Annotated in this window: 9 protein-coding genes and 3 pseudogenes; 5 read left to right on the top strand and 7 right to left on the bottom strand. The window is 63.9% G+C overall.

Features of this window, described 5'->3' with window-relative positions; all coding sequences use genetic code 11:
• Window positions 1-128: 128 nt before the first annotated feature.
• Window positions 129-900, bottom strand: a pseudogene (locus tag KY499_RS01260) (type II CAAX prenyl endopeptidase Rce1 family protein).
• A 92-nt stretch (window positions 901-992) separates the two neighbouring features.
• On the bottom strand, window positions 993-1,970 hold the full coding sequence (locus KY499_RS01255; protein ID WP_219886066.1) for a dienelactone hydrolase family protein: 978 nt from the start codon (window positions 1,968-1,970) through the stop codon (window positions 993-995).
• Between the two features lie 245 nt (window positions 1,971-2,215).
• Here KY499_RS01255 and KY499_RS01250 point away from each other — a divergent pair, with 245 nt between their 5' ends.
• From KY499_RS01250 to KY499_RS01235, 4 genes are all read left to right on the top strand, one after another.
• The gene (locus tag KY499_RS01250) at window positions 2,216-3,532 is read left to right on the top strand and encodes a hypothetical protein (RefSeq protein ID WP_258190881.1); all 1,317 of its coding nucleotides are present in this window, start codon (window positions 2,216-2,218) and stop codon (window positions 3,530-3,532) included.
• A 112-nt stretch (window positions 3,533-3,644) separates the two neighbouring features.
• A complete protein-coding gene (locus KY499_RS01245) occupies window positions 3,645-4,598 on the top strand; it encodes a hypothetical protein (RefSeq protein ID WP_219886065.1) in 954 nt (317 codons plus the stop codon).
• A gap of 193 nt (window positions 4,599-4,791) precedes the next feature.
• A complete protein-coding gene (locus KY499_RS01240; RefSeq protein WP_123256060.1) occupies window positions 4,792-5,160 on the top strand; it encodes a cupin domain-containing protein in 369 nt (122 codons plus the stop codon).
• 94 nt (window positions 5,161-5,254) lie between these two features.
• The gene (locus KY499_RS01235; RefSeq protein ID WP_219886064.1) at window positions 5,255-6,787 is read left to right on the top strand and encodes an AAA family ATPase; all 1,533 of its coding nucleotides are present in this window, start codon (window positions 5,255-5,257) and stop codon (window positions 6,785-6,787) included.
• Here the strand turns inward: KY499_RS01235 and KY499_RS17970 are convergent.
• Together KY499_RS17970 and KY499_RS17965 are read right to left on the bottom strand one after the other, a co-directional pair.
• Window positions 6,784-7,002, bottom strand: coding sequence for a hypothetical protein (locus tag KY499_RS17970; protein WP_258190880.1), 219 nt, complete (start codon window positions 7,000-7,002; stop codon window positions 6,784-6,786). The genes KY499_RS01235 and KY499_RS17970 overlap by 4 nt on opposite strands.
• 121 nt (window positions 7,003-7,123) lie before the next feature.
• Window positions 7,124-7,462, bottom strand: a pseudogene (locus KY499_RS17965) (DNA alkylation repair protein); the annotation flags it as partial.
• A gap of 569 nt (window positions 7,463-8,031) precedes the next feature.
• Here KY499_RS17965 and KY499_RS01225 point away from each other — a divergent pair.
• Window positions 8,032-9,061: pseudogene (locus KY499_RS01225) on the top strand (Gfo/Idh/MocA family protein).
• Window positions 9,062-9,067: 6 nt separating this feature from the next.
• Here the strand turns inward: KY499_RS01225 and KY499_RS01220 are convergent.
• The 3 genes from KY499_RS01220 to KY499_RS01210 form a co-directional block, all read right to left on the bottom strand.
• Window positions 9,068-9,577, bottom strand: a complete 510-nt coding sequence (locus KY499_RS01220) for a DUF664 domain-containing protein (protein WP_219886063.1) — start codon at window positions 9,575-9,577, stop codon at window positions 9,068-9,070.
• A 146-nt stretch (window positions 9,578-9,723) separates the two neighbouring features.
• A complete protein-coding gene (locus KY499_RS01215; protein WP_258190879.1) occupies window positions 9,724-10,545 on the bottom strand; it encodes a hypothetical protein in 822 nt (273 codons plus the stop codon).
• Between the two features lie 352 nt (window positions 10,546-10,897).
• Window positions 10,898-12,262, bottom strand: coding sequence for an ethanolamine utilization protein EutH (locus KY499_RS01210; RefSeq protein WP_219886062.1), 1,365 nt, complete (start codon window positions 12,260-12,262; stop codon window positions 10,898-10,900).
• Window positions 12,263-12,343 lie beyond the last annotated feature (81 nt).

The following is a 12,343-nucleotide window of genomic DNA, read 5'->3' as shown; positions in this document are numbered from 1 at the left end:
GTCAGGATAATTTCTTGCCGCTCACGCAGTTCGCACTGTTTTCCACTGGCTTTATCCGCATTTAGAATTCATGATTGCATTACCCTTGAAGCGGGCCCGGAAGTGGTGCCCAGCCCGCAGGCACGGCCCTAGTAGATGAAGACGTTGATCCAGTCGCGGTTGTGGGCGTGGATCAGGACCAGGAACAGCACGAAGTCGAACAGCAGGTGGATGCAGACAATGTAGGACAGTGACTTCGTGCGGGTGAAGATGAAGGCCTGCACCAGCGCGAAGGGGAAGATGAACAGCGGCGCCCAGGCCCCGGAAGCCCAGTTCCCACAGGAACGACGTGAACAGGACGGCCTGCAGCACATTGGCCTGCACCGTGGGCAGATGCCGACGCAGGAGGGCGAAGACGGTGCAGATGAAAAACAGCTCGTCCCAGATCCCCAGCACATTGGTCCCCAGGAAGAGCCGGATGATTCCGTCCGGATCCGACACTGCGGGCCAGTTCCGGTAGACGCCGCTGCTGATCATGTAGACCGGCAGCAGCGCCCAGCCCATAATCACCACGGCGGGCAGGTACCACTTTTCAGCCCGTGTCCACGGCTGTCCGGTCAGCACGGGAAACCTGACGGCGTGGTCCTTAAAGACGAAACGCGAGACTCCGTAAGGAACACCGACGGCCACCGCCATGGCGGCGCCCATGACCAGCATGTGTCCGGTGCTGATGTCAGTAGTGATAGGGACAAGGCTCATGGCCGCCAGTCCTACGGCGATCAGGGAAAGGTCCCGCAGCAGTGCCGCACTGATGAACCGCGCCGCGATCAGCGAAACAGCCAGAAGGCCGAACCCGATCACCCGCAGTTCAAGAACGAACAGTACGTAACCCGAGCAGGCGACCAGGACTGCGGGAAACAGCGCCGCCGAAAGCCCGTTCCACGGTTGAGGTTGTGCCGGGCCCCCGAAATCCCCATCGATTTTTCCCACCTGGCGTTCGGTCATCCCGGCCCTCAGACGTACTGGCCGAACCAGGCCAGGGTGTCGTTCCAGGCAGCGGTGGCCTGCACCTCGTCGTAACGCGTTGAGGTGTCGTTGTGGAAGGCGTGGTCGACGCCGGGATAGACAGTCAGTTTGTGCCGCACCTCGGTGGCATCCAAGGCGTCCTGGAGCGCCGGCATCGGCCCGGTGATGCGTTGGTCGAGTTCGGCATAGACGCCAAAAACCGCCGGCCGGATGGTTGGAACCTTGTCCAAATCAGGTGAGGGCCCGTAGAAAGCCGCGGTCGCCTTGAGCCCGGGCAGCTCCACCGCCGACTGCCAGGTGATGCCCCCGCCGAAACAGTATCCGGTCATGGCGATCCGGTCCGGGTCAACGAAGTCCTGCGACTGCAGGTAGTCGAAGGCTGCCGTGAAGTCGGCTATGTGCCGCTGTGCCCCGGCCTTTGTCAGCGCGCCCGGGACGGTATCGGGGTCCATGCTTGCCGTGCCGCCTTCCCTGCTCAGCAGGTCCAGCGCGAGAGCGGCATAGCCGGATTTGGCGAAGCGGCGCACGACATCCTCGATATGCGGGGTGAGCCCGCGGTTCTCGTGGCAGACCAGCACTGCGGGTCCGGCGGTACCTGCCTCCGGCCGCGCGAGGTAGCCGCTGATTTCGATGCCGCCGGCCGCTATCTGGATAGTCGCCGTCGTCAATCCCGTAGCGCCCTCCGGAACGGATAGCGGGCTTTTTGCACCGGGTACTGCCCCGGCGGCAGCGGTGCCGGCCCCCGGGGAGGCCGCCGTCGGCTTGGCGGTCGGCATGGGGTCGGTGCTGCGCGGAACCTCGTCGGGGGTGCAGCCGACCAGCAGCATCGCCGCGGACGCCGCGGCCATGCTGCCGGTGATGAACGCGACCCGGCGCGTAAACGTCCGCCCCGTCATGTCACCGGCGCGGTAGTCGTCGAAGAACTCCTCGATCAGGTATTTTTCAAATTTGCCAAGGTGCGTCACTCAGGGCCTCCCGGGGGTACGCCCCACATCTTCCTCCGCAGCGGGTGACCGGGCAAGGGCAGGTGCACACCGGGGGTCAGGCCGTCCGCCAATCAGCGCTCGGCAGAGTCGATGCCGTCGTCGCCGATGAGCCGCCTGGACTGTAGCGCCGGTAGAGCCGCCGGGGTACTCTTGCCTCTGCAAAGAAAAGCACAGGTCCTACGCTTTTCATCACACCGGTCTTCGGCCAGGGAGCAAGCACGACTATGAAGATCATGTCCACCGCCGCCACGGCTCTCCTGGCGGTCCTCTTAGTCAGCGCGACCACGATAGGGATCCCGGCCTCGGCTGCGGGAACCACATACTATGTGAGCGCCTCGGGGAACGACAGCAATTCGGGAACCGCAATCTCGGCACCCTGGAAATCGCTGGCAAAGATCAACGCCGTCGTCCTCAAAGCGGGCGACATCGTCAGTTTTCGCAGGGGCCACACATGGACCGGCGGCATTGTGTCCAATCAGAGCGGAACTTCCGCTGCTCCCATCACCTTGAATGGTTTCGGTAGCGGCAATGCCCCGACGATTACCGGGGGCAAGTCAGGAAACTGCATCAGGATCAACGGGAACTACACCATCGTTGATGGACTGCGCAGTGTCGCCTGCGGCTATGCCGGCATCAGCGTCACAGGGGACCGTAATACGGTTAAGAACTCCAGCGCGTCCGGCAATGCAGTTGGAATCAAGGCGGGTTCCGGGTCGGACTTCGGGAAATACACCGGCAATGCCCTGACGAACAACAACATCATGAACGTGAACACGGTGGGCTCAAACTGCGGAACTGCTCAAGCCGTGAACTGCAGTGACGACTCAGGCTCCTCCGGAGTGTTGATCAACGGCAACGACAACGAGTTTTCCGGAAACACCGTCAGCGGCTCGAACTCTTTTTCCTATGATTTCAACCGCGACGGCGCGGCCTTCGAAATCTACAACGGCAACCGGAATATCATCCATCACAACGTGGCCAAGGACAACAACAACTTCTCCGAGTTGGGGAAGTCCTCAGGAACTGCCGACGGCAACACCTTTCGCTACAACTCGGTGCGCTCGACCTGCGGTGCCAACTGCTCGGAGGCCAAGGGCTTGGTGGCCCGTGGAACAGGCACGTCATTCGGTCCCACGAACGGCACGATTTTCGAGTTCAACACGGTCTACCTGAATGGACCACGGTCCCAGGCCGTTGTATGCCACGCGGGCTGCCCGTCCTCAACGGTCATCAGGGCAAACATCCTCGTAGGTGTGAAAAACTCCCTATGGATCAACGGCGCCGGGTGGACCGAAAAGCAGAATGTCCTCAACGGTCCTATCAACTTCGCGAAGAACAGCACGTCCACCACGGCGTCTGCAAAATTCGTGAACGCACCGACGGATCTCCATCTGAGCAGCAGCAGCCCGGCAATCGACCGCGCCGGAAGCAGCCTTTCCGTCTTAGACCTGGACGGACGCCCTGCGCCTCAGGACGGCGACTGTAATGGAACGGCTGCTGCCGATTCGGGGGCCTACGAGTTTGACCCGCCCAATTGCTGACGAGTTGACGATTTTTTCCTCCGCAGCGGGTGACCGGGCGACGGCGGGTGAGGGCCGACGCGACTAGACTTGCGGTATGTCCCTGCACTTGTTGCGTAGGACTTTGCTTCTCATGGCACTTGTTGCCGGATTCACGGCCCTACCTACAACGGCCCGCGGCGCCACCCAGGAAACGGCACCGTGCGCCAAGCTCGCGGCCGCCGAGGTCAGCTTTCCTGCTGGTGATGCCAACAGGGTTGTTTTTGTGACCGCAACAGACGCTAACCAGGCCTCCGTCCTCATCACGGGCTGCGCCCGGGACGGCCCCGGCTACCTTCAGGAGTGGCAGGTTGCCGGCTTCATCGGCGCCAAAGGATTCGCCCCCGCAGGAACCCTGGGCGAAGGTGAATTCCGTTCACCGACCGGTTCGTTCTCTGCGACGGAAGCACTCGGGCTGGCCGATCCGGGGACCACCCTGGCCTACCATGTGATCAATCCGAGGTCACGCTGGGGTGGCCCGGGAAGCCCCTCCTACAACTACTATCTGGAGGGCGGATCCCCGCGGGATGAGAACCTCTGGTACTGGGCCAATCAGGGCACCTACGCCCAGGCAACCGTCATTAACTACAACCGCATGCCGGACTCGCCCGCCGTCCCCGGCGCCGACTACGCGATCTTCTTCGGTGCGGGGAACAGGCCCTCGGCCGGTTGTGTGTCCACAACACTGGAAATTGCCACCCGGGTCGTGACGACGCTGAGTCCCGGCGACAGATTCATTATGGGTGTGGTGGGTGATGTGTTTTTGCCCGCCCGCCCGATCCCTGCGGCCGCTCCAACCGCCGCACCACCCGCTGCGGAACCGACCGGCGTCGCCTCCTCCCCTGCAGCCTCCTCCCCTGCGGCGGGACCCGTCCCGTCCGTGACAAGCACCGACGCACCATCCGCCACGGAACCGGAGGCACAGAACCCCGGCCAGGATGCGGGCGGTACAGACTTCGTCCTTGCCGGGATTCTGCTGGTGCTCGCCGGGCTCGCCGCTGTCGCCGTCGTCGTGGTGCTCGGCCGCGCAGCAGCAAGCGGCGGATAGCGCCCACCAGGGCTACGGCGTTGGGCGAGCTTCACCCACGCACAGGCGATTTCCGGGGCGCGCAAAATTGGTGGCCAGGCCTTCTTGACGCGGCAATTTTCTCGGCGTAGACCAAGCCGTATCCAGTGAAACTCACGCGGTCGCGCGCGCCTCGCTGGACCCAGTAATTAATTTCGCAGGCTAGGAGTTTGAAATGTCAGGCATGATTCACAAGAGCCTCGACAAACCGGAAGAAACCCGTCCCTTCGAGGATGGCAAGGGAAGACTGGACCTCGTTGACCTCGCCAATGGAGGAGTCGGCAGGGGCGTCTTCGAGCCCGGCTGGCAATGGTCGAAGCACGTCAAACCGATTGCGCAAACTGAGAGCTGTCAGGCCGCGCACTCCGGCTATGTCCTGTCCGGCCGTATGAAGATCGTTATGGATGACGGCCAGGAGATGGAGGTCTCCCCCGGCGAATACATGCTTATTCCGCCCGGCCACGACGCGTGGGTCGTCGGGGATGAAGCATGCATCCTCATTGACTGGCAGGGCTTCGTCGATTACGCCAAACGCACAGCCTAAGCGCCGCCCTGCCAGCCGCCGCCCTGCGCCGGGCTGCCACGCTGTGCCGGCCGACCGCACGCCTGCGCTGCGGTGACGCTGGTAGGGTCTGGCCATGGATGAAAATTTGGGGAAGTTCATCGACGATTTTGCGCGGCTCGTGCAGCTGGCACAATCCGGGCAGTACCGGACGCCGTCGGGGATTCAACTCCTGACAACGCTCACGGAACACCTGGCGGAACCGGCCGAATCGCTGTCCGTGGTGGTGGAAGAAATTCCGCCGCACCGTTTTGTGGATGCCGACATCCTGATGGCCGGGCTCGCGGCCGAGGATGCGGGGTTCCGGCTGGTGGGTATCGGTGGCGGGGACCAGCGCCACCATCAGTCGTTGAGTGACATGCTGCAGCTGTCCCCGTTCTTCCCGCAGTTCCCCTTATCCCAGCCGGACTATACGAACCTCGCGGTGGGCCCGGACGAACAGCGGCAGGCCGTGGCTTCGGGGCTGTGGCTGTTCAGTCACGACGGCGGACCGATCGCCGTGCTGCAACGGGACGCCAACCCCAAGTACGGGCGGCAGTCAGCGTCGCTGGAAGTCCTGGCGGGCGATACCGGAAGCGCCGCAAGCTTCCTGGCGGAGTTTCGACGGCGGATGCAGCAACGCAGCGTGCTGAAGGGGCAGGTCATCTCCTTGGTCATGGGCGAGTACGGCCCCAGCGCAGCCGGCGTGACGTTCCATGCCCGGCCCGCCCTCGCCGCGTCCGATGTCATCATGCCGGAGGGCCTGCTGCAGAAGGTCTCGGACCATGTCCTGGGGATTGCGCGGCACCGGGATTCGCTCAACCGCTACGGGCAGCACCTCAAGCGGGGCATCCTGCTGTACGGCCGGCCGGGGACGGGCAAGACCCACACGGTGCGGTATTTATTGAGCCAGAGCCAGGGCACCACCGCCATCCTGTTGTCCGGCGGATCGTTGGCGAGGATCGGGGAGGCGGCCGCTATGGCCCGAGCACTGCAGCCCTCAATTGTGGTTCTGGAAGACTGCGACCTCATAGCCGAGGACCGCAGCTTCGGGCACGGACCCCAGCCGCTGCTGTTCGAGGTGCTCGACGCCATGGACGGCCTGGACAACGACGCCGACGTCACGTTCGTTCTGACCACGAACCGGGTGGACATGCTCGAACGCGCCCTGGCGCAGCGCCCCGGACGTGTGGACCTTGCCGTCGAAATTCCCCTCCCGGCCCCGGCGCAGCGCATCGCGCTCGTGGAGCTGTATGCCCGCGGGATTCCGTTCAGCGCCGCTGCAGTCCAGGACGCGGCAGCGCGCACCGAAGGAACCACCGCTTCCTTCGCCCGCGAACTCGTCCGCCGGGCCGTCCTCGCCGCCGCATTGGACGGCGCCCCGGTCGCCGACGTCTACCTGGGCACGGCAGTGGATGAGTTGATGGCCGACGGCGAAGCCCTCACCCGAAGCCTGCTCGGCAGCGGAAGCGGCGCCAGCGGTGGAGACGGCGATGGTCATGCCGGGCCGTTCCCGGGTGGGCCGGGCTTCGGCGGGCCGTTCCCGGGTGGGCCGGGCTTCGGCGGGTCCGGCTTTGCCTACCCGGGTCCGTCGGTGTCCGGGCAGGACGGGTTTGGTCAGGACCCCTAGAACTCCAGCTCGGGCCGGTGCTTCGCGACGTCGGCGCGCACCAGCGCGACCGCCTCGGCGGCGATGGCGTCGGCGTCGTGCATTGCCTCTGCCTCCTCTGCGAGCACGGCGCGTCCATGGCTGACGAACGTGACCCAGTCCCCCGCCCCTGCGCGCAACGCCCGCAACGGGGACAACAGGGCGGCGCGGCGCAGCCAGTGGTCGGGATCCCGCACCCAGCGGTCCAGCACGCTTTCCGCGCGGACCCTGCCGACGACGTCGAGCCGGGCCACCAGGGGGGCCGACGACGTCGACGGCGAGCGGATCGACCAGCTCGCGCAGTCCCGCCGTGCGGAGGAAGCCTTCTATCCGGGTGAGATCGGTGTTGGTCAGCAGTGCGGCGTTGGACTGCAGCAGGACGATGGCAGCGAGCCGCCGCTCGAAGACGGGCTCGTTCCACAGTTCGCTGCTGAGCGCGGTGATGGAATCGTGGGTCAGGTCCGGGTAGCGGCGGAGCGCATCACGGACAGTACCGCGCACGGCCCCAACCGAGGCGCCGTAGAACTTCAGGCCGCTGCCATCCCTGTGGGCTTCACCGTTTGCCTGGGCGCCCAGCCGGGCCTCCGTTTCCTCGGCCCTCAGCCAGGAGGACTCGCGCTGGAGTGCAAGGTCAATGAAGTCGGCGGCGTCGGTCATGTACTCATTCTTTCGTGTTCCTTGTGGTCCCGGGAGGCCGGCTCGTGCTGGTCCCGAAGGTCCGTAAATGTCAGAGGTCGCTGGAAGAATCTTCTTATGGACGGCAGAGACGCTGCCCTGGATGTGCTGAACACAGACGTCGCTCCCCCGGGAGCCACGGTCACAAGCGTGGCCCGGCGCGGCCGCGGGGGCGTAAGTGAACAAACAGCCCCAGACGACTTCCTTCTGCAGGGTGCTGAGGTTTTTCTCCACCGTGGTGCTGTAGGTTCCGTACCCGAAACCGCGCCGCGTCGAGTTGAACTCTGCTCCCACCGACGCGTGGCGTGGGACGGCGCCGCCATACCGAGCATCAACATCCCGACGGCGAGAATTCCTGATGCAGCCTGACGAACCTCGTGTGACCTGGAAGGCTTCATGGCGCCGATCCTTGCATACGGTGCCGGATTCGAACGGAATTCGCGGGCGACGCGGCTAATCGACGCCCGAAGTTCAGGCACCTTAGAATCAGTGGGCTGCTCCGAACCAAATACAACGCATTCATTGCCGTTTGCCCGAAGGGAACCGACCCCATGCCAGAGAACGCCCTGAATCCGTCCGTTCAAGCATCCGTCCCCGCCGTCCGGTGGGGAATTCTGGGCACCGGTTTCATAGCCGGCCTGCAAACGACGGACCTGATCGGGCACGGGTTCACCGTGCAGGCAGTGGGCTCCCGAAACCTGGCCACGGCCACGGAATTCGCCACCAGTTTCAAGATCCCGTCGGCCCACGGAAGCTACGAAGACGTGGTCTCGGACCCGGACGTGGACGTCATCTACATTTCGACGCCGCACCCGTTCCACTACGAAAACGCAGTGCTGGCCCTCAACGCCGGCAAACATGTTTTGGTTGAAAAGTCTTTCGCCATGAACGCCTGGCAGGCACAGGAAATCGTGGACCTCGCCGAGTCACAGGGCCTTGTTGTACTCGAGGCCATGTGGACACGCTACCTCCCTCACATGGTCCGCATCCGCGAGCTGATCCGCTCCGGCGCACTGGGCGACGTCCGCACCGTAATCGCAGACCACAACCAGAACCTGCCCAAGGAGCCCTCGCACCGGCTCAACGACCCCGCACTGGGCGGCGGGGCGCTGCTGGATCTGGGCATCTACCCGGTTTCCTTTGCCTTCGACGTGCTCGGGGCACCCACCGGCATCCGGGCGGCGGGAAGCTTGACGGCCACCGGCGTCGACCGGCAGACGGCGATGATCTTCGAATACGCCGACGGGCAGCAGGCACTGCTCCACTGCGCGCTGGACACGGCGGGACCGAACCGGGGCCTCCGTCATCGGAACCGAAGGCCGCATCGAGATTCAGTCAGTCTGGTACACGCCGACGCCGTTCACCCGATTCGACGCCGACGGGAACGTCGTCGAAGTCTTCGACGAGCCAGTCACCGGGCGCGGCATGCAGTATCAGGCGCAGGAAATGGAACGCCTCATTGGCGCCCGCGCCATCGCCAATGACGTCCTCCCGCCACGGCAAACCGTGGAGGTGATGGCGGCCATGGATGAGGTCAGGCGCCAGATCGGACTCGAATACGCCAGCGACGAAAAGCGCTAGCCCACGTCACCCGCTGTTGGGGTTCAGACCCTTGACGTAAGCGGCCTGCCCGGCGTGCTGGAAGCAGTCGGCAATGGTACTGACCAGCCGCACCCCAAGGGTGACGGGCGGGTCCCAGCGGGTGTCGACGACGCGATCCAAGTCCGCGTCACCGAGGGTCTTCAGGAGCTCCACCGTTTGCCGATGGACGGCATTGTAGTACTCGAGCAACAACTCCGGCGGCGCCTGCACGGCGTCGACCTGACTGGTCGAATGACCGTAGCCGGTGTCGCCTTCGGGCAGCGGCAGGTCGAAACGGCCGGCAAACCCCTGTGAGTGCCAGACCTGGTCCAGGCCTGCGGCGGAGGTTACCTGGGCGTCCTCCACGCGGCTGAGGTGCCAGATTAGCCACGCCATCGAATTACCGGTGCCGGCCGGCCTGCGGACCAGTGACTCGACGGCGGCCCCGTCCAATACGGCGGCCACGGTCTCATGAATCCGGCCGAAGGCGTCCAGCAACATTCCGTTGGATTTCAATGATTCCCCTCACGGCGCGTTGTCGGTGTGCCCCATGCTTGCACGGAAGCCGCACCACCGGATAGGGCCCTGCCGCGCGGGCTTCGCCCCAGCGGCAGGAAATCACCCGTGAGCATCCAGGTCCTGGACTCCCTCAGCGCATGGCCTCACTTCGAGGTTGTGGGTGACGGCGAGGACGTCGCGGTGTTCTCCGATTCGGTGGCCGTAGGTGAGGCTGAACCGTCCGGTGAGGCGGTGCTGGTGGAGCCAGTAGTGCTGGTTGACGTGGGGCTGGAGGTTCCGCTGCCACCATCGGCCTTCTGGAGCACCTCATTGATCAGATGTTCGAGCTCCTTCTGGTCCGGGTCTCCCAGGTCGGCGCCGCCCTTGGTGGCGACGACCAGCAGCCTGCCCTGGGCAGCGGAGACCTGCATCAGCATCTCCTGGTTTCCCTCACCGCGGGTGCTCACCGTGGCGAAGGTTTTTTGGGCATCCGTGGTCGCGTTCAGCTCCTTGCTGGAGACTTGGTACGTTTGGCCGAGGATCACCACGGAGAAGTTGGAGCATTGGTCCATCTTGCTGCTGATCTGCTGCAGCACTTCCGCGGCATCCGGGCCGTCACTGCCCGACTGGGCGGAGAGCGTTCGCGGCTGGTCAGCTTCGGAAATTGCGACGGCCAAGTCACCGTTCTCTGCGGTATCCAGCAACCCCGCCGTGGCAATTCCCTTGCAGTCCGCAGGGTCAACCGTGGCGGTGCTCATCAGCAGGTTGGCGATGTTCCCGCCTTGGTCCACCTGCTCCTTGGAATAGAGCACTAATTCATTGCCGTTGTCATCGGTCGTGCCGGAGATCAGCTCCCGGAGCTCATCCTCGCTGTAGACCTTGGATTCTGCCGTTTCGGTGGCCGTAGCTGTTGCCGTCGTGGCAGACGGGCTGGCAGTCCCCCCGCCGGTGCAGCCAGCCAGGGCAATCATTGCTGCCGTCGTCAATCCAAGCGCAGGAACTTTTCGCATCAGGTAAAACCCCCTCGAATAGGAACCATACTTAGCGCTCCTAGCGTAAGAGTTTCACCCGGCAGAGGGAACCCTCAAATGCCGAGCGTTAGCTCATTGGTGGGCGGGCCACCTGAGCCAACGAAGTTTTCATCAGGCGCGCCTCGCACCAGACCTCCCGGTACCAACTCACGGCCACCGCCGGCCGCTGCGGCTGGTGGCATAGGCGCCCTGCCCCGGCAGCCGCACGGTGTTGGGCACCGGTAACCCCCCGGACCTGACGTCCTACATCGCGGTAGACCCGGGCCTCCGGACCCGGGTCTACTACGATCACGTCGGTGCTGCCCGTTCAGAGGCGGGTGGCGGGCTGACCGCCGTCGTTCACTTCCGAGTCCTGTTCGCTTTGTGAGCTGGCGTCGGCCTTGCCGACCAGCGCGCCCGTAGTGGCCTCCGACGATTCATGGTCCTGCTTGTGTCCGTGCACGTGGGCGTCGTATTCGTGGGCGTCAATGGTGCCGTCCGCACGATCCGCGGCTTCGAGGACGCGTGCATAGGGAACGGCAAGCCACACGGCAAGGAGGATCCCGATCACGCCACCTGCCAGCTTGCCGACAATCAGCGGAAACACCATGTTCGGCTGGAAATTGGCGCTGAAGGCGAGGTGGTCACCGAAGGTAAACGCGGCGCAGACCGCAAAGGCAATGGTGAGCACCTTGTCCCTGGGCGGCATGAACCGGACAACCCGGAACAGGGCCAGGATGTTGGCGGCCGCCGCAAGGAGTCCGGCTGCACCCTCTTCACTGAATCCGAAGCGTTTGCCGACGGTCGAAAGCGGCGCGGCAAGCCACGTGCGGATGGCATGGACCATGGGGAACGCACCGGCCAGCATAACTCCGATGTAGCCGGCAACTTCGAGGGCCCGGAACTGGTCCTCGCCGTCGGCAATGAACGGGGCCAGCGGCCACGTTCCAAAGACATCAAAGACGCCGGTGAAGTACTGCACCACGGAGACGGCCAGAGCCAGTTTGATGATGATTTCCAGGCCTCTGCCGAAAATGATGAATGCCTTCACCATGAACTTCGAGAAGAATCGCAGGCCCAAAGCAAGCACCAAAACGATAAACGTCAAAGGCGCCAGGTTCAGCAGGATGTCGCCGACCGGCAGATTAAACGGAGTGTCCGACGCCGAGGTGTTGGATATATCGCTCCGCAGCGGCGTGGCGCCGCCCTGCATGATCAGGGTGATGATGAAGACAGCGAAGGGAATGGACAGCAGACCGGCCATGACCCCCAGTGCCATGTATTTATGGTCCCGCTTATCCAGCATCGCCAGCCCGACCGGGATGGAGAAAATAATGGTGGAGCCGGCGGTGAAGCTGACGGCGAAGGCCATGATCCACGCGCCGTGGCTGCCGGCCGTTTCGAAGGCGAGGTGATAGCCACCCATGTCGCCGGCGATGAGCGTCGTTGCAGCCAGCGACGGGTCGGCATGGACCCAGGAATAGATCGGCGCCAGATAGGTGGTCACCAGTTGGCTCAGGATCGGAATGAAAACCATGATCCCCGCAACGGGCAGGAAAATGGGGCCAATCGCGTAGATGCCTTCTTTGAATTCTTTACCGAAGCCTTTTTCGTCGTCGAAAATGGCGCTCACCGCACCTATGAGGAGGAACCCCATCATGATGTAGATGATAATTTGACCGATTACTTCCATATTGGTCACCAAGTGCTTTCGGGAGTGGCTGGCGGCACCTCAGGGGTACCGCCAGCGCTGCGGAGTGCGAGGAGGGTTTGC

This window comes from Arthrobacter sp. PAMC25284 (assembly GCF_019443425.1).
GTDB classification, from domain to species: Bacteria; Actinomycetota; Actinomycetes; order Actinomycetales; family Micrococcaceae; genus Arthrobacter; species Arthrobacter oryzae_A.
This window is presented reverse-complemented; position numbering and strand designations above follow the sequence as displayed.